Origin of the sequence: Streptomyces sp. NPDC005752 (assembly GCF_040630715.1) — a bacterium.
Lineage (GTDB): Bacteria > Actinomycetota > Actinomycetes > Streptomycetales > Streptomycetaceae > Streptomyces.
The window spans coordinates 1-17,269 of record NZ_JBEXYB010000056.1 but is presented as its reverse complement, the minus strand read 5'-3'; the positions used below and the strand labels follow the sequence as shown (position 1 = coordinate 17,269).

The window sequence follows — 17,269 nt, the reverse complement described above, 5'->3', positions numbered from 1 at the left end:
TCCTACCGCGCTGAGCCCGGGTCCTGTCCTCAGGGCCGCTGGTTGGGCTGCTGGGGATGGCTCGTAGGCGAGGTGTGCAGCGGTGAGGCCCGCACGATCGTGATCACCCGGTCCGTCAGTTGCAGAGGGCTTGCCGCCGGATCGTCGTAACCGAGCAGCCGGTGGCCGCGCAGGACACTGACCACCAGGTCGTCGGTCTCCCGGACGTTCCTTCCCACCTCGGCCTTTATCACCGGCCGCTCGACCAGGTCGAGTCCGCTGCCCTGCTGGATCAGGTCCTCCATCACCGTGCCGGCACTGGGACTGAGGACGGACAGCCCGAGCAGACGGCCCGCAGCGCTCGCGCTGGTGATCACGGCATCGGCGCCGGACTGCCGCAGCAGTGGCGCGTTCTCCTCCTCACGCACGGCCGCCACGATTTTCGCGCCCCGGTTCAGCTGACGCGCGGTCAGGGCGACCAGCACGGCAGTGTCATCGCGCTGGGTGGCGATGATGATCTGACGAGCCTTCTGAACTTCGGCTCGCAACAGCACATCACTGCGCGTCGCGTCACCCAGCACACCGACGAATCCTTCGGCGTTGGCGGCCTCGATCACCTTGCCGGCCGGGTCGACGATGACGATCTGGTCCTTCTTCAGGCCGGTGGCACAGAGCGTCTGGATCGCCGATCGGCCCTTCGTGCCGAATCCGACGACCACGGTGTGTTCACGCAAGTTGCTTCTCCAACGGTTCAGCCGAAAGTCCTCCCGGGTCCGTTCCGTCAGGACCTCAAGGGTGGTGCCGACCAGGATGATCAGGAAGAGCACGCGCAGCGGGGTCACCAGCACCACGTTCACGAGCCGGGCGGGGTCGCTGTACGGGACGATGTCGCCGTAGCCCGTCGTCGACAGCGTGACTGTCGCGTAGTAGACGGCGTCCAGGAAGTCGACCTTGTTGTCGGCGTTGTCGTGGTACCCGTCCCGGTCGGCCCAGACGATGAAGACCGTGGCGGCCAGCACCGTGAGAGCCATCGCCAATCGTTTGGCGACCTGACGCAGAGGCCTGTCGACCACCCGACGAGGCAGAAGTACCCGGGTCGGGACGACATGTTCGTCCGCGCGCCTGGCCATTGCGTCGTGGCCGGGAAGTTTCACGTGAAACACCCTTCCGTCCACGGCGATGCCGAGGCCCACGGTAGATCGAGGATCTCCACCTCGGTGCCGGACCGTACCCCGCCGGGTGGCACCACGGCCAGCCCGTCCGCGGCGGCCATCCCCCGGAGCATGGCGGGGCCGTTGTAATGGAGGGGCACGACGCCTTCCTCGCGATGGACCACGGGGATCAGCCGGGTGTCATGCGGGTGCCCGTGCACCTCTTCGTGGACGGGTGCACTGTAGCGGTCCTGGGCGGGCCTGCCTGCGAGTCCCCGTAGCAGGGGCTCGGCCAGCGTCAGCAGCCCGGACACCGCGGCAAGGGGGTTGCCGGGCAGGCCCACGACGCAAGGGCCACCCGCGGTGAGTCGCGCCAGCAGCATCGGATGACCGGGACGCACAGCCACCCCGTCGACCAGCAACTCGGCTCCGATGGCGGCCAGGACCGGGTGGACATGGTCCACCGGGCCGGATGCTGTCCCGCCCGTGGTGAGGATGAGATCGGCATCGGACGAGATGAGGGCTTGACGGAGCGCCTCGGCGTCATCACCGAGGCGTCTGGGCTCGGCGACCTCAGCCCCTAGAGCGCGGAGCCAAGGGGCCAGCATGGGGCCGAGCGCGTCCCTGATCAGCCCTTCCCGTGGGAGCCCCGCGGTGAGGAGCTCGTCACCGAGGACGAGGACGTCCACACGGGGGCGCGGCGCGGCCACGAGGGCGTCGTAGCCCGCGGCAGCCGCCAGTCCGAGGACCGGCGGGGTCACCACGGTGCCCACGGGAAGGAGCTCGTCACCGGACCGGCATTCCTGGCCCCGAGGCCGAATGTCCTGGCCGGGGAGGACTTCCCGGGTGGCGTGCAGCAGACCCTTGGCCTCGTCGCAGCGTGCGTGCTCGCTGCGGATGACGGCGGTGGCATCCGCCGGAAGGCGTGCGCCGGTGGCGATCCGGAGGGCTTGCCCGTCCGGCAGCGGCTCCTGCGCACCGCGCCCGGCAAGCAGCCCTTCGCCCTCTCGCACTGCCCAGGGGCCCGGCCCCGCGACGACCCAGCCGTCCATCGCCGAAGTGTCGAACGGCGGCAGATCGGTGAGCGCGACAACGGCCTCGGCCAGGACATGCCCGAGAGCCCGGTCAGAAGGGAGCCGGTGGGCGGCCAGGGGAGCAGCACGGCCGAGACGCTCGGCCAGAGCGTGTGCGTCCGCCCAGGCGATGGCCCTTGCCCGGTGGGCGCCCGAAGAGGAGGGGGCGCGCTGAACCGACGAGGCACCGTGACGGCTGGAAAGGCCGGCAGGTGCCGGGCGCGGCCCAGCCGAGGCGGGGTCAGGGGATCCCGCTGACGGGGAGCCCGGAGTACGGGAGCCCGGGGCACGGGGGCCCGCTGACGGGGAGCCCTGAGTACGGGAGCCCGGGGTGGGGCTGGTGCGCGTGTCCGGCCCTGTCGGCGTCGGCGAAGAAGCAGGGGTCGCCATAACGGTTGGGTCCACCGGGACATGCGATGCCTGCGACTGACGCCCGACAAGGGCCAGTGCCTGTTCGACAGCCCGTTCCTCCTCGGCTGCCCGCGCTTCCTCAGCCGCCCGTTTCCCTTCGGCCGCCCGTTTCTCTTCGCCTGCCCGCGCCTCGCCTCCGTGCGCGGTCATGGCGCACCGGAACCGCTGCCCGCCTCCGTTTCCTCCTCCCACCGGAGCGCGAGGGCAGTGGCCTTGCGAGAGGCTTCGGCCACCGCCTCAGCCGCGGCCTCCGGGCTCTTGCCGCTGCTCGCCATCGCCGCCGCGTACCCCACCAGGAAGGTGGTCAGCGGCGCGGCGGGCCGGGCGACGCCGTGCGCGGCATCACGGGCGAGGTCGAGCAGGACGTCGGTGTCGACGTCGAGTTCGATGCCCAGTTCGTTCTTGACTGCGGTGATCCATTCGTCCAGCACGGTCCCATGCTCCCTGATCCGCGTCCTGGCGGCAGCAATGTCTTCCCAGGTGTCGCAGTCGAACGAGGCGAGCGGGCCGGCCTGGACGCGTACAAGATCCAGCTCGGCCGTCAGCAACCGCAGTGGGAGACCCGCGAGGCTGCCGTGTTCGGTGGCGAGAAGGGCGAGCTCACGGCGCAGGGGCTCGGCGCGGTAGACGGCGACCAGCGGCTGGTCCCGGCCTCCCGGATCCGTACACAGAGCGCCCTCGCGGGCTCCCGAATCCGCTGCGGCCAGCAACGCGCGCACGGTCTCCTCCCCCAGGAAGGGCAGGTCCGCCGAGAGCACCAGAACGCTCTCCGCGTCCGTGTGACGTACTCCCGCACCGAGCGCGGCCAAGGGGCCGCCTCCCTCGGGCACTTCCCGTGCCCAGGTGACGGGACGCACGGTGGGCCTGCGCCCGCCCACCACCACGGTGCACCCGGCGTCGGCGCAGACGGCGAGCACCCGGTCGATCAGTGCGCGGCCGCCTACGCGAAGCCCCGGCTTGTCGGCTCCCCCGAGGCGTTTCGCAGCCCCTCCGGCAAGGACGATGGCGTCATACGCGGTCATGCACCGAGTATGCGGGCCACCCGTCCAGGACGGTCCCCCGGGGACCGAAGTCACAAGAACCCGGGCCGGGACCGTCCCAGGGCGATCCCACTACAGCGTGCGCAGCAGCATCACCGGCTGTTCCACACAGTCGGCCACGTACCTCAGGAAGCCCCCCGCCGTGCCGCCGTCGCAGACCCGGTGATCGAAGGTGAGCGAGAGCTGTACGACGTGCCGGACCGCCAGCTCGCCCTCGTGCACCCAGGGTTTGGGCATGATCCGTCCGACTCCGAGCATGGCCGCTTCCGGGTGGTTGATGATCGGTGTCGACCCGTCGACACCGAACACGCCGTAGTTGTTCAGCGTGAACGTCCCCCCGGTGAGCTGCACCGGGGTCAGCTTCCCGTCGCGGGCCGCCTCCGTCAGCCGGGCGATCTCCGCCCCGATCGACTCCGCGTTCCGCGTATGGGCGTCCCGGACCACCGGAACGACCAGGCCGCGCTCCGTCTGTGCGGCGAAGCCCAGATGGACTCCGGGCAGCCGCACGATCTCCCGCGCGTCGGCGTCCACGGTCGAGTTGAGCTCGGGGAACCGTGCCAGAGCCGCCGTGCAGATTCGGGCCAGCAGGGCGAGCACCGATACCTTCGGCCCAACCGCGGGACCACCGGCCGCGTTCATCGCGGACCGCGCCGCCATGAGCTCGGTGGCGTCGGCGTCGACCCAACATGTGGCATCCGGGATCTCACGCCGGCTGCGCGACAGCTTCTCGGCGACCGCGCCCCGGACCCCGCGCAGCGGGATCCGCTCGGCGGCCGGGACGGGCTCCGGCCCGGCCTGCGGGGCCGCGTCTGCGGGTACCTCGTCCGCGGCCTTGATCGCGTACTCCACATCGGTACGCAGAATCAGTCCGTCCCGCCCTGTACCGGCGACGTGCCGGAGGTCCAGACCGTGCTGCCGCGCCAGCTTCCGGACCAGTGGGGAGATGACGGCGACAGGGCCCTGCGGCTCCTCCACGCTGAGAGCCGACGCCTTGGCCGAGACCGGTACAGCAGGCGAGTCCGGAGCGGCACTCGTGGCCCGACCCGCAGTCGCGACCGATGCCACCGTCGCGCCCGGCGCCGGATCCGAGGCGGGATGCGCAGCCGAGACCGGTGCCGCGGTCGTGGCCGAGACAGGAGCGGGCCTGACCCGGCGTCTGCGCGCCGCCGGTGCGCCCGTGCCGTAACCGACCAGCACGTTGCCGGACGACTCGTCCTCCGCGCCACCGCCCGCGGACTCGCCGGAAGCCGCGTGGCCCGTCACCGTCTCCGCCGATCCGACCGCCACGGTCAGCAGCGGGGCGCCGACCGGAAGCTCCAGGCCTTCCTCGCCGAATCGCGCCGTCACCACGCCCCCGTACGGGCAGGGGACCTCAACCATGGCTTTGGCCGTCTCGACCTCGACGACGGGCTGGTCGACTGCCACGACGTCGCCGACCTCCACCAGCCAGCGCACGATCTCGGCCTCGGTCAGCCCCTCACCCAGGTCCGGCAGCTTGAATTCGAGCACCTTCGCCATCAGCTCTCGGCCTCCCACTGAAGACGGGCGACCGCGTCGAGCACACGGTCCACACCCGGCAGATGGTGCCGCTCCTGCATCGGCGGCGGATAGGGAATGTCGAAACCGGCGACGCGCAGGACCGGTGCCTCCAGGTGATGGAAGCACCGCTCCGTGACGCGAGCCGCGATCTCACCGCCCGGACCGCCGAACCCGGACGATTCGTGGACGACCACCGCGCGTCCCGTGCGGCGGACCGACGCGGCGACGGTCTCGTCGTCGAAGGGAACCAGCGAGCGCAGGTCGACCACTTCGAGGTCCCAGCCCTCGGCCGTCGCCGCCTCGGCTGCCTCCAGGCACACCGGAAGCGATGGTCCGTAGGTGATCAAGGTCGCGCTCCGCCCGGGGCGCCGGACCACGGCCCGCCCGATGGGCTCGACCGGGGCCGGCGCATCCGGTGACCAGTCGGCCTTGGACCAGTAGAGCCTCTTCGGTTCCAGGAAGACCACCGGATCATCGGAGGCGATCGACTCCCTCAACAGCCCGTACGCGTCGTCGACCGTGGCCGGCATGACCACGTGCAGGCCAGGCGTCGCCATGTAATAGGCCTCCGAGGAGTCGCTGTGGTGCTCGACCCCGCCGATCCCACCGCCGTACGGCACCCGCACCGTGATCGGGAGCGGCATGGCGCCCCCCGTCCGGTTCCGCATCTTGGCGACATGGCTGACCAACTGCTCGAACGCCGGATACGCGAAGGCGTCGAACTGCATCTCCACCACGGGCCGCAGCCCGTACATCGCCATGCCCACGGCCGCGCCCAGGATTCCCGCCTCGGCCAGTGGCGTGTCCGTGCAGCGCTCGTCGCCGAACTCCTTCGCCAGGCCGTCGGTGACGCGGAAGACGCCACCGAGTGTGCCGACGTCCTCCCCGAGGACGTGCACCGTCGGGTCCTCGGCCATCGAGTCGCGCAACGCCCGCCCCAGGGCCTGTGCCATCGTGGCCGGCCTGACCCGGCCGGTCCTCTCACCGGCCGCCGTCGCCGCAACGGTGCTCATCGCCCCTCCTCCGCGCCGCTCTCGTCGTGCGGGCCGTGCTCGGCGTCCAACTCGCCCCGCAGCCGTGCCGCCTGCTCCCGCAACTGCCCGGTCTGCTCCTCGTAGACATGGGCGAACAGGTCCATGGGGTCGAGCACCGGATCGGCGTTCATCTGCTCGCGCAGCCTCTCCGCCATGCGCTCCGCCGCCTCCCGCACCGTCTTGGCACCGTCCTCGTCCAGCAGCCCGCGCGCGGTCAGCTCCCGCTCGAGAAGCATGATCGGATCGTGCGCGCGCCACGCCTCCACCTCGCTGTCCCCGCGGTACCGGGTGGCGTCGTCGGCGTTGGTGTGGGCGTCCATTCGGTAGGTGACCGCCTCGACGAGGGTCGGCCCCTCACCCCGCCTGGCCCGGGCCACCGCCTCGCTCAGCACCTGGTGAACCGCGGCCGCGTCGTTACCGTCGACCAGGCGGCCAGGCATCCCGTATCCGACGGCCTTGTGGGCGAGGGACGGCGCCGCGGTCTGCTTGGCCAGAGGCACGGAGATCGCGAAGCCGTTGTTCTGGACGAGGAACACGACCGGCGCCCGCCAGACGGCAGCGAAATTCAGCGCCTCGTGGAAGTCGCCCTCACTCGTCCCGCCGTCGCCGACCATCGCGAGGGCGACCACGTCGTCCCCTTTGAGCCGGGCCGCGTGGGCAAGGCCCACCGCATGCGGCAACTGGGTGGCCAGCGGAGTGCACAGCGGGGCGATGCGGTGCTCACGCGGGTCGTAACCGGTGTGCCGGTCCCCCCGCAGCAGCGTCAGCGCCTCCACGGGGTCCAGGCCACGGGCCACTGCGGCGAGGGTGTCGCGATAGCTGGGAAAGAGCCAGTCACGGTCCTCCAGCACGAGCGCCGCCGCGATCTCACAGGCCTCCTGACCGGTGCTCGACGGGTACACCGCGAGCCTGCCCTGCTTGGTCAGTGCGGTGGCCTGCGCGTTGTACCGGCGACCGCGAACCAGCTCGGCGTAGAGCCTCAGCAGCAGCTCGGGATCGGCACCGGCCGCCGCGTCCGTACCGAGCACGCGGAACGGCTCGGGATCCGGGAGCAGCGGCGCGGGGTCGGTGAGCGGCTTCCAGGCCGGGGGCGGCGTGGGCCTGTAGGCGGCTGCGCCGGGCAGCTCCTGGACCGTCATGACAAGCACCTCCTGGCATCGAGATATATCGAGGGGTGTCGAAATCTGCAGGAATGGCGGGGCGTGGGCAGGGCACGGTGTGGTGCGCCTCACCTACCGATTGTTCGGTCGCCGACGCAATTTGGCTACAGGCACCTCCAGCCTGTGGACAAACGGTTCTCCACAGCCTGGGATAGGGGCAGGTCGTCCACAACAGGGAGGCGCGGGCAGATGGCAGCTGAACAAATGGCCGACGCGGGCGGAGACCCCGGCCGCACTCCGCCCGCAAGGCCGCTGGATTCCACGGACCGTGCCATCCTCCGCATCCTCCGCACGGACGGCCGCGCCTCGATACGGGCCGTCGCTGAACGCGTCCACATCTCGCGAGCCAACGCGTACGCCCGCATCAACAGACTTGTCGAGGACGGCGTGATCCGCGGCTTCAGCGCACGCGTGAATCACGAGAGGGCGGGTCAGGCGGCCTCCGCGTACATCACGCTCAAGATCGTCCAGAACTCGTGGCGCACTGTCCGAGAACAGCTCCAGGCGCTCCCGGGCGCCACCCACATCGCACTGGTCAGCGGAGACTTCGACGTCCTGCTCCTCGTGCACACACCGGACAACCAGGCGCTGCGCGAGCTGGTCCTGACCCGGATCCAGGCAATACCGGAGGTGCTGTCCACCCGCACCCTGCTGGTGTTCGAGGAGACGGACCTCGGCCCGCGCCCGGACCGCCCCGCCGAACTCGCCTAGGTTCCCCGATCGGGATCAGGCGGGGTCAGCCGGCCCGCATGCCCTCGAAGGCCAGCTGGACGACCGTGTCGGCGAGCTGCTCCGTCTCGGGGGATCCTCCCGGCTGCGGGCGATACCACTCGACCAGCGAGTTCACCATGCCGAAGAGCAGCCGGGTCGCCAGGCGTATGTCCACGTCCGCCCGGAGGTCTCCCTCCGCCACAGCGGCCTTGAGCAGCTCGGACACCCGCTGATCGAATTCCCGCCGGCGCTCGAGAGCCCATCGCTCCGTAGTCGTGTTGCCGCGTACGCGCAGCAACAGCGTCACGTACGGCAACTCCTCCATGAGCACCTCGACCGTACGGCGCGTGACGTACTCGACCCTTCCGATCGCCCGCCCTTGTATCGCCCCGGCCTCGTCGAGAATTCCGAAGAGCCCGTCGAGCGCACGGCTCACCGCCCGCCGGAGAAGCTCTTCCTTGCCCGCCACGTGGTGGTAGATGGATGACTTGGAGATACCCGCCGCCTTGGACAGGTGCTCCATGGACGTGCCGTCGTAGCCGCGCTCGTTGAAGACACGGACGGCAACCGTCAGGAGTGTCTCCGGGGTATACGTGTCCCGCTTGGCCGTGGTCATGACCGCGATCCTCCCCCATGAGTTGTCCACAGGTTTCCGGGACCCCTTGTCCCGACCGATCGTTCGGTTACTCTAACTCCGTCAGCACATCCCTGCCCGGCTCGACGAGGAGTTGGTCCGTCATGGCCGCCGAGCTTTCCCCCGAGAAGCTGTCCGAGATCCACCGCCCGACGCTCGACCAGGCCCTCGACGCGATCCGTACGCGCGCCTACTGGTCACCGCACCCCGAGCACCCGAAGGCCTACGGCGAGGGAGGCCTCCCCGGCAGCCTCGGTGCGGCTGAGGGCAAGGCGGCGTTCGACGCCGTGCTCAACACCCGGCTGGAGCTCGGCCAGCCCGGCACCGACGGCTGGACGGGCGGAGAGGTCTCGCCCTACGGGCCGGAGCTCGGTGTCGAGTATCCGCACGCGGACCCGGACGTCCTGCTTCCCGCCATGGGCGCCGCCATGCCCTCCTGGCGCGCGGCGGGGCCCGAGACGAGGGCTCTTGTCTGCCTGGAGATCCTCGCCCGGATCAGCGCCCGTACGCACGAGCTGGCCCACGCCGTGATGCACACCAGCGGGCAGGCCTTCGTGATGGCCTTCCAGGCGGGCGGACCGCACGCCCAGGACCGCGGCCTGGAGGCCGTGGCCTACGCGTACGAGGAGCAGACGCGCACGCCGCACAGCGCCGACTGGTCGAAGCCCCAGGGCAAGCGTGACCCGCTGCGGCTGCACAAGTCGTTCACGGCGGCCGGACGCGGCGTCTCCCTGCTGATCGGCTGCAACACCTTCCCCACGTGGAACGGCTATCCGGGCCTCTTCGCCTCCCTGGCGACCGGCAACCCCGTACTGGTCAAGCCGCACCCGCGGGCCGTTCTCCCCCTGGCGCTCACCGTCCAGTTGGCGCGCGAGGTGCTTGCCGAGGCGGGCTTCGACCCGAACCTCGTCGCCCTGGCGACGGACCGGCCCGGCGAGGGCATCGCCAAGGACCTCGCCGTCCGCCCCGAAATCAAGATCATCGACTACACGGGTTCCACCGCCTTCGGTGACTGGCTGGAGGCAAACGCCCGACAGGCGCAGGTCTACACAGAGAAGGCCGGGGTCAACACGATCGTCCTGGACTCCACCGACAACTACCGGGGCATGCTTTCCAACCTGGCCTTCTCGCTCTCCCTCTACAGCGGCCAGATGTGCACCACCCCGCAGAATCTGCTCATCCCGCGTGACGGAATCACGACCGACGCGGGCGCCAAGTCCTACGAGGACGTGGTGGCGGACCTCGCCGAGGCGGTGAACGGCCTCCTCGGTGACGACGCCCGGGCCAACGGGCTGCTCGGCGCCCTGGTGAATCCGGACGTGAAGGCGCGGCTTGAAGGAGCCGCGGCCCTGGGCGACGTCGCGCTCGCCTCTCGGCCGGTGGCCAACCCCGACTTCCCCGACGCCGTGGTCCGCACCCCGGTCCTCGTGAAACTCGACGGGACGAAGCCGGACGACGGGGCGGCCTACCTTTCGGAGTGCTTCGGCCCGGTCTCGTTCGCGGTCGCCGTCGACTCGGCCGAAGACGCTCTCAATCTGCTGCGCCGCACGATCCGCGAGAAGGGCGCCATGACCGTCGGCGCGTACACCACCTCCCCCGAGGTGGAACGCGCGGTGGAGGACGTCTGCTTCGACGAATCGGCTCAGCTCTCGCTGAATCTCACCGGCGGCGTGTTCGTCAACCAGACGGCGGCCTTCTCGGACTTCCACGGTTCGGGAGGCAATCCGGCGGCCAACGCGGCTCTCTGCGACGGGGCTTTCGTGTCCAACCGTTTCCGGGTGGTGGAGGTCCGCCGCCAGGCCTGAACGAGCCTCACGTGCAAGGCCCGGGGTCGTGCGGTCCGTGGGCGTCCGGTGGAGCGGAGATCCGCTCCACCGGTCAGCCGCCGCGCGGGTCCGGAATATCCGCGTACCGCTGCACCCAGGCATGCATGGCGATGGCAGCCGCCGCGCCGGCGTTGATCGAGCGCGTCGAGCCGAACTGGGCGATCGAGCACACCATCGAGGCGTGCTTGCGCGCTTCCTCCGTCAGCCCCGGCCCTTCCTGCCCGAACAGCAGCACGCACCGCCGTGGCAGCTCCGTCCGCTCCAGCGGCACGGCCCCCGGAAGATTGTCGATCCCGATGATCGGCAGCCCCTCGGCCGCGGCCCAGGCAGTCAGGTCCGCCGTGTCGGGGTGGTGCCTCACGTGCTGGTAGCGGTCGGTGACCATGGCACCCCGCCGGTTCCAGCGCCGCCGCCCCACGATGTGGATCTCCTTCGCGAGGAAGGCGTTGGCGGTGCGCACCACCGAACCGATGTTGAAGTCATGACCCCAGTTCTCCACCGCCACATGGAAGTCGTGGCGCCGTAGGTCGAGATCGGCGACGATCGCCTCCCTCGTCCAGTACCTGTAGGCGTCACCCACATTGCGCCGGTCACCGTGGGCGAGGAGCTCGGGGTCATAGCGATCCCCCTCGGGCCAGGGCAGCGGGTGCGGCCCGACACCGACCACGGCGCCGTACCCGTCGTCGTACTGGATCGGTTCCGCGGACGGATCGGGCGCGGCTGTCGCCTGGGGCTCTTCTGTACTGCCGGTCTCGCTGGTCACCCGACGAGCGTATGGCCACCGCCGCCGCCGCCGCGCGGGGCCTCCTCGTCCGCCGGCGCCGCTCGTCGCTGCCCGGGAAGCCGGAGTGCGCCCGCCGCCCGGGAGACCAGGCGTTGCCGGACCAGCCAACCCTTCTGTCCCAGCCACACCAGGAAGACCGTCGGCAGGAAGACGGCGTCCGCGGCGATCATCGCCATGGAGAAGAAAGGCAGCCCCAGCAGCACGGCGATCCCGGCGTGCTCACCGATCATGAGGACCAGCAGGACGTTCTTGACCCGCCGGTTGAACAGCGTGAACGGGAAGGCGACCTGCACGATGACCGTGGCGTACGTCAACACCATGACCGCCAGGGCGCTGGAGGCCAGCAGCCCTGAGAGGCCCGGCCACGGGGCGAAGTAGTCCAGCTTGAGCGGGTAGTAGATGGCGGTGCCGTCCTGCCAGCGGGACCCCTGGATCTTGTACCAGCCGGCGGTCGCGTAGACGAGACACACCTCGGCCATGATCACGAGAAGAGCGGCGTTGTGGGCCAGGTTGGCCAGGACGTCGAGGAGTACACGCAGCTCATGACCCGGCGCATGCCGGTTCAGAGCCCACCAGGCACCGTTCCCCAGCCACAGCACCCACAGGAGGGACGGCAGCCACCATGTGCCGCCTAGGCCTCCCATGAAAGTGGCAGGCAGCAGGACACAGCCGAGCACCGCCCACAGGACCGGCCCGACGACGTCACGGGGCGGCCGGGCTCCCTCCTCACGGCACAGGGCGCTCCGCGACACACGGCGCGCGTCCAGGGACCAGACCCGCGCGCAGCGCGTCAGCACCAGATAGACGGCCATCAGGTGGATGACGTTGTCGCCGCCGTCGCCCATGAAGATGCTGCGGTTCTGCAGGGAGAGCACACCGGCCATGAACAGAACAGATGTGGCCCTGGTCCGCCAGCCGGTCATCAGCAGCGCGGCCGATACCAGGGTGATCGCGTACACGGTCTCGAACCAGATCGTGCCGTCCGACCACATCAGGACGGTGAAGGAATCGTTGTTGCTGATGAGACGGCGCGCCATGCCCCAGCTCCACGGGCCGTCGGGCCCGTACAGCTCGTGGCGGTGCGGCAGCTCCCGCAGCAGGAACAGGAGGTAGGTGGCGGAGACACCGATTCTGACGACGGCGCTCTGGTAGGCGCCGAGGGGCGAGGCGGTGACGCGCTGAACGGCGCGCGCAAGCGAACGGCCGACGGTACCGGCGCTCTCGTGGACCGGGGACGGGGCGCTCACTTCTCCGCCTTCCGGAGCTGCGAAGCCTGGTCCGCCGAGGCCGTCCCGGGGAGGTCGGAGGGAGTGACGGTCCACCACGGGAGTGCCCTGTAATCCGTCTTGGTACTGATCTTCTCGTTGCTCCACTCCGGGGCCGCGACGGAACGCACGCCGGACCGGACCTGGATACGCTCGACGGCTCCGCCGTAACCGTGCTCGGCGAGGCGCAGCATGACGATGCGGCGGATGTAGCGCTCGGACAGCTCGCCCCTCAGGCCGTTGGGGCGGTTCTCGCTGTCGTGGGAGCCGGTGTAGAAGTCCCAGGCACGGCGGAGCTCGTTCTGGTCGACATGGCTGGGGAGGACGTTTCCGCGTATCGCCTCGCCGTCCTCACGCGAGAGATCGATCCAGCGGGTGATGCTGCTGCCGTCCGCGCCGTTGTCCTCCAGCTCCGCCCGTACGTGTACGGAGATGTTCTGCTGGAGCGGATTGGGGGCGAAGAGCTTCCAGTTCTGCTCGAACTCGGGGAAGACCCAGTCGTCGACCACCTCGCCGTGCTGCTTCGTCAGTGTGTTGGACGGCGCGACGTGCAGAAAGATCATGGCAACGTGTGCGCAGGCCAGCACCCCTATGAGGGCCACCGCGATCGCCGCGGCGATCTGATAAGGAGGGGAGAGCGCGGCCACACCACCGTCCGGCCTGCGTCCGGCGGGCGCGGAGCCGGTGTCCGGGCGCCCGGCGGCGACCGGTTTTCGGGAGTGGTCCGCCCCGGCCTCCGGTATCCCCCCAGGTGCGGACTCCGTTCCCTCGTCCGCTTCCGGACGGTCCGTCACACCGGGCCAGGCGAGCTTCTTCTCGGTTCCGCTGCGCCCACCGTGGTCCGCGTCCATCCCGCCCCGATCACCGTCGATCACCACTCAGTTATCCACAGGGTTGACACCCTACGGGCCTCCGGCTCACCATTGAAGTCCAGGAACCGAACGATCGGTCGGTAGGGAGCCCGGGATGGCGGCAGTGACTGCGGACCAGACGACGCAGGGGACAGCAGGCACGGCGGAGCAGGCGGAAGCGGCGCACCTCGCGGCATTCGACGCCGCGGTGGCGGCGGACGACCGGATCGAGCCCCGTGACTGGATGCCGGAGGCGTACCGGGCCTCGCTGGTCCGCCAGATGGCCCAGCACGCCCATTCCGAGATCATCGGCATGCAGCCGGAAGCCAACTGGATCTCCAGGGCGCCCTCGCTGCGCCGCAAGGCCATCCTGATGGCGAAGGTGCAGGACGAGGCCGGGCACGGCCTCTATCTCTACAGCGCGGCGGAGACGCTCGGCACCAGCCGCGAGGAGCTGCTCGACAAACTGCACGCCGGCCGTCAGCGCTATTCGTCCATCTTCAACTACCCGACGCTGACCTGGGCGGACGTGGGCGCGATCGGCTGGCTCGTCGACGGCGCCGCGATCACCAACCAGGTGCCGCTCTGTCGCTGCTCCTACGGCCCGTACGCGCGTGCGATGGTCCGCATCTGCAAGGAGGAGTCCTTCCACCAGCGGCAGGGTTATGAGCTGCTGCTCGCCCTCAGCCACGGCACCCCCGCCCAGCACGAGATGGCGCAGGACGCGGTGAACCGCTGGTGGTGGCCCTCCCTGATGATGTTCGGCCCGCCCGACGACGCCTCGGCGCACTCGGCACAGTCGATGGCCTGGAAGATCAAACGGCACTCCAACGACGAGCTGCGCCGGCGCTTCGTCGACATCTGCGTCCCGCAGGCGCAGGTGCTGGGCCTCACCCTCCCCGACCCCGACATCCGGTGGAACGAGGAGCTCGGGCAGCACGACTACGGGGCGATCGACTGGACGGAGTTCCAGGAGGTCCTCAAGGGCAACGGCCCTTGCAACGAACAGCGGCTCACCCAGCGCCGCAAGGCCCACGAAGAGGGCGCCTGGGTCCGCGACGCGGCAGCAGCATACGCAGACAAGCACTCGGCACGGTCCGGCTCAGCCGGAGCAACCGCCCAGCCCGTGGAGGCGACCGCATGAGCAGCTCGACCGACTGGCCCCTGTGGGAGGTGTTCGTGCGTTCCCGGCGCGGGCTGTCCCACACCCACGCGGGCAGCCTGCACGCACCGGACGCCGAAATGGCCCTGCGTAACGCGCGCGATCTGTACACGCGCCGCTCGGAAGGCGTCTCCCTCTGGGTGGTCCCCTCGACGGAGATCACCGCCTCCTCGCCCGACGAGAAGGACTCGTTCTTCGAGCCCGCCGGGGACAAGCCCTACCGCCACCCCACGTTCTACGAGATCCCGGAAGGGGTGAAGCACCTGTGACCGCGGCTCTCGCCTTGGGCGACGACGCACTGGTGCTCTCGCACCGGCTGGGGGAGTGGGCGGGCCACGCCCCCGTCCTGGAGGAGGACGTGGCTCTGGCCAACATCGCCCTGGACCTGCTGGGGCAAGCCAGGATGCTGCTCTCGTTCGTGGGGGACGAGGACCAGCTGGCCTACCTCCGTGAGGAGCGGGCCTTCCGCAACGTCCAACTGGTCGAGCAGCCGAACGGCGACTTCGCCCACACCATGGCCCGCCAGCTCTACTTCTCCGTCTACCAGCATCTGCTGTACGAGGAGCTGGCCGCGGGCGAGGGTGAGTTCGCGGATCTCGCGGCCAAGGCCGTCAAGGAAGTCGCCTACCACCGGGACCATGCGGAGCAGTGGGTCCTGCGACTCGGCGACGGCACCACGGAGAGCCATGAGCGCATGCAGCTCGCGCTGGACGCGCTGTGGCGGTTCACCGGCGAGCTGTTCGAGCCCGTCGACGGAGTCGACGTCGACCGGCATGTCCTGCGCGACGGCTGGCTCGCAGCAGTCACCTCCGTGGTGGAGCGGGCCACCCTGGCGGTCCCGTCAGGGCCGCAGTCCGGGGCGTGGGCGGCCGGAGCGGGCCGGCAGGGCCTCCACACGGAGCCGTTCGGGCGGATGCTCGCAGAGATGCAGCACCTCCACCGCAGCCACCCGGGGGCGTCATGGTGACCACCGAGACCCCGCTGGAGGCGGAGCTCCACCGGTTGGCGGGCTCCGTGCCCGATCCGGAGCTGCCGGTGCTCACTCTGGACGAGCTCGGGGTGCTCCGGGGGGTACGGGTGAACGGGCCGGACAAGGTCACGGTGCGTCTCACTCCGACGTACACAGGCTGCCCCGCCATCGAAACGATGTCGGCCGACATCGAGCGTGTGCTGCTCGACCACGGCGTGGCCGAGGTGTCCGTGGTCACGGTCCTGTCCCCTGCCTGGTCGACGGACGACATCAGCGACGAAGGGCGCCGCAAGCTCGCCGCGTTCGGCATAGCACCACCACGTCCGCACAACGGTCCGGGCGGGCCGGTGCCTCTGACTCTCTCGGTGCGCTGTCCGCACTGCGGATCAACGGACACGGAGTTGTTGAGCCGGTTCTCCTCCACCGCGTGCAAGGCGCTGCGTCGCTGTGTGAACTGCCGCGAACCGTTCGACCACTTCAAGGAGTTGTAGATGTTCCATCTGCTCCGGGTCAGCATGATCGAGCGGATCACGGACGACGCGGTGGCCGTCACCTTCGCCGTGCCGTCCGAACTGCGCGAGACCTTCCGCCACACTCCCGGCCAGCACCTGAATGTGCGCTACAGCGTCGGCGGCGAGGAGATCCGACGGTCGTACTCGATTTGCGCACCTGCCGCCGAGCAACCTGGTGACCCTGTGCTGCGGGTGGGCATCCGCATGGTCGACGGAGGGGCGTTCTCGACATACGCACTCAAGGAGCTGGCCGTCGGGGACCAGGTGGAGGCGATGGCTCCGATGGGCCGGTTCGTCCTCGCCCCGCGCCCCGGCCACTTCGCGGCCATCGTCGGCGGCAGTGGCATCACGCCCGTGCTGTCGATGGCATCGACACTGCTGGCGCGGGAACCCTTGGCGCGCTTCTGTCTGATCCGCAGCGACCGGACGGCCTCGTCGACGATGTTCCTCGACGAGGTGGCGGACCTCAAGGACCGCTATCCGGACCGTTTCCAACTGGTGACGGCGCTGTCCCGGGAGGAACAGGCTGCCGGACTCCCCTCGGGCCGGCTGGACCACGAGCGGCTCACCGCGCTGCTGCCCGCGCTGTTGCCGGTAGCCGACGTGGACGGCTGGTTCCTCTGCGGGCCGCTCGGCCTGGTGCGGGGGGCGGAGGGCGCGCTGCGCGCACTCGGCGCCGACCGGTCACGCATCCACCAGGAAATCTTCCACGTCGCCGACGAGGGGACAGCCGCGCCGACGGCGGCCCGGGTCGCCGCACCGTCGGAGAGCCGGCTCACGGCGACACTCGACGGGCGGTCGGGGAGCTGGCCGGTCCAGGACGGCGAATCACTGCTGGACACGGTGCTGCGAAGCCGCTCGGACGCTCCGTATGCCTGCAAGGGAGGAGTGTGCGGGACCTGCAGGGCCTTCCTTGTCTCCGGCGAAGTCCGGATGGACCGCAATTTCGCGCTCGAACCGGAGGAGACCGGAGCCGGTTTCGTCCTGGCGTGCCAGTCCCATCCCGTCACCCCCGAAGTCGAGATCGACTTCGACCGCTGACGGCCGCAAGACGCCCGCCCTGCCAGAACAACCCCTCGTGCCCGGCGCACGGGCACCGGCCGGTGCCGGACTGGGGTGCATGGGGAGAGTTCGCCGTACCGGCCTGGTACGGCAAGGGCCGTACGG

General features: G+C 70.1%; 17 protein-coding genes. 7 read left to right on the top strand and 10 right to left on the bottom strand.

The window, feature by feature from the left end; genetic code table 11:
* Positions 1–29 precede the first annotated feature (29 nt).
* The 6 genes from ABZ441_RS31460 to pdhA form a co-directional block, all read right to left on the bottom strand.
* Positions 30–1,172, bottom strand: a complete 1,143-nt coding sequence (locus tag ABZ441_RS31460) for a potassium channel family protein (RefSeq protein ID WP_358980434.1) — start codon at positions 1,170–1,172, stop codon at positions 30–32.
* The gene (locus ABZ441_RS31455; RefSeq protein WP_358980431.1) at positions 1,130–2,764 is read right to left on the bottom strand and encodes a molybdopterin-binding protein; all 1,635 of its coding nucleotides are present in this window, start codon (positions 2,762–2,764) and stop codon (positions 1,130–1,132) included. The genes ABZ441_RS31460 and ABZ441_RS31455 overlap by 43 nt, the downstream gene beginning before the upstream one ends.
* The gene (locus ABZ441_RS31450) at positions 2,761–3,636 is read right to left on the bottom strand and encodes an NTP transferase domain-containing protein (protein WP_358980429.1); all 876 of its coding nucleotides are present in this window, start codon (positions 3,634–3,636) and stop codon (positions 2,761–2,763) included. The genes ABZ441_RS31455 and ABZ441_RS31450 overlap by 4 nt, the downstream gene beginning before the upstream one ends.
* A gap of 90 nt (positions 3,637–3,726) precedes the next feature.
* Positions 3,727–5,172 carry a dihydrolipoamide acetyltransferase family protein gene (locus tag ABZ441_RS31445; protein WP_358980426.1) on the bottom strand — a complete coding sequence of 482 codons (1,446 nt, stop codon included), beginning with the start codon at positions 5,170–5,172 and terminating at the stop codon, positions 3,727–3,729.
* Positions 5,172–6,206, bottom strand: a complete 1,035-nt coding sequence (locus tag ABZ441_RS31440; RefSeq protein WP_358980424.1) for an alpha-ketoacid dehydrogenase subunit beta — start codon at positions 6,204–6,206, stop codon at positions 5,172–5,174. The genes ABZ441_RS31445 and ABZ441_RS31440 overlap by 1 nt, the downstream gene beginning before the upstream one ends.
* The gene (pdhA, locus tag ABZ441_RS31435) at positions 6,203–7,366 is read right to left on the bottom strand and encodes a pyruvate dehydrogenase (acetyl-transferring) E1 component subunit alpha (RefSeq protein ID WP_358980422.1); all 1,164 of its coding nucleotides are present in this window, start codon (positions 7,364–7,366) and stop codon (positions 6,203–6,205) included. The genes ABZ441_RS31440 and pdhA overlap by 4 nt, the downstream gene beginning before the upstream one ends.
* Positions 7,367–7,576: 210 nt before the next feature.
* Between pdhA and ABZ441_RS31430 the strand changes: the two genes are divergently transcribed.
* Positions 7,577–8,098, top strand: a complete 522-nt coding sequence (locus ABZ441_RS31430; protein ID WP_358980419.1) for an Lrp/AsnC family transcriptional regulator — start codon at positions 7,577–7,579, stop codon at positions 8,096–8,098.
* A gap of 25 nt (positions 8,099–8,123) precedes the next feature.
* Here the strand turns inward: ABZ441_RS31430 and ABZ441_RS31425 are convergent, their stop codons facing one another.
* Complete coding sequence (locus ABZ441_RS31425; RefSeq protein ID WP_358980417.1) at positions 8,124–8,714, bottom strand: TetR/AcrR family transcriptional regulator; 591 nt, start codon at positions 8,712–8,714, stop codon at positions 8,124–8,126.
* Positions 8,715–8,836: 122 nt separating this feature from the next.
* Here ABZ441_RS31425 and paaN point away from each other — a divergent pair, with 122 nt between their 5' ends.
* Positions 8,837–10,537, top strand: coding sequence for a phenylacetic acid degradation protein PaaN (gene paaN / locus ABZ441_RS31420; RefSeq protein ID WP_358980415.1), 1,701 nt, complete (start codon positions 8,837–8,839; stop codon positions 10,535–10,537).
* 73 nt (positions 10,538–10,610) lie between these two features.
* On the opposite strand, the gene ABZ441_RS31415 is transcribed toward paaN, so the two are convergent.
* The 3 genes from ABZ441_RS31415 to ABZ441_RS31405 are packed head-to-tail and all read right to left on the bottom strand — an operon-like array spanning position 10,611 to position 13,485.
* Positions 10,611–11,321 carry a TrmH family RNA methyltransferase gene (locus ABZ441_RS31415; RefSeq protein WP_358980413.1) on the bottom strand — a complete coding sequence of 237 codons (711 nt, stop codon included), beginning with the start codon at positions 11,319–11,321 and terminating at the stop codon, positions 10,611–10,613.
* Entirely contained in the window at positions 11,318–12,589 is a 1,272-nt protein-coding gene (locus ABZ441_RS31410; RefSeq protein ID WP_358980411.1) for an HTTM domain-containing protein, read from the bottom strand. The genes ABZ441_RS31415 and ABZ441_RS31410 overlap by 4 nt, the downstream gene beginning before the upstream one ends.
* Positions 12,586–13,485 (bottom strand): DUF5819 family protein, encoded by a 900-nt coding sequence (locus ABZ441_RS31405; RefSeq protein ID WP_358980409.1) that lies wholly within the window; start codon positions 13,483–13,485, stop codon positions 12,586–12,588. The genes ABZ441_RS31410 and ABZ441_RS31405 overlap by 4 nt, the downstream gene beginning before the upstream one ends.
* An 88-nt stretch (positions 13,486–13,573) precedes the next feature.
* Between ABZ441_RS31405 and paaA the strand changes: the two genes are divergently transcribed.
* The 5 genes from paaA to ABZ441_RS31380 are packed head-to-tail and all read left to right on the top strand — an operon-like array spanning position 13,574 to position 17,143.
* On the top strand, positions 13,574–14,602 hold the full coding sequence (gene paaA / locus ABZ441_RS31400; protein ID WP_358980407.1) for a 1,2-phenylacetyl-CoA epoxidase subunit PaaA: 1,029 nt from the start codon (positions 13,574–13,576) through the stop codon (positions 14,600–14,602).
* The gene (gene paaB / locus ABZ441_RS31395; RefSeq protein ID WP_031090474.1) at positions 14,599–14,889 is read left to right on the top strand and encodes a 1,2-phenylacetyl-CoA epoxidase subunit PaaB; all 291 of its coding nucleotides are present in this window, start codon (positions 14,599–14,601) and stop codon (positions 14,887–14,889) included. The genes paaA and paaB overlap by 4 nt, the downstream gene beginning before the upstream one ends.
* The gene (gene paaC / locus ABZ441_RS31390) at positions 14,886–15,587 is read left to right on the top strand and encodes a 1,2-phenylacetyl-CoA epoxidase subunit PaaC (protein ID WP_358980404.1); all 702 of its coding nucleotides are present in this window, start codon (positions 14,886–14,888) and stop codon (positions 15,585–15,587) included. Before paaB ends, paaC begins: the two co-directional genes overlap by 4 nt.
* On the top strand, positions 15,584–16,081 hold the full coding sequence (gene paaD, locus ABZ441_RS31385) for a 1,2-phenylacetyl-CoA epoxidase subunit PaaD (RefSeq protein ID WP_358980466.1): 498 nt from the start codon (positions 15,584–15,586) through the stop codon (positions 16,079–16,081). The genes paaC and paaD overlap by 4 nt, the downstream gene beginning before the upstream one ends.
* Positions 16,082–17,143, top strand: coding sequence for a 2Fe-2S iron-sulfur cluster-binding protein (locus tag ABZ441_RS31380; RefSeq protein ID WP_358980402.1), 1,062 nt, complete (start codon positions 16,082–16,084; stop codon positions 17,141–17,143).
* Positions 17,144–17,269: the final 126 nt, after the last annotated feature.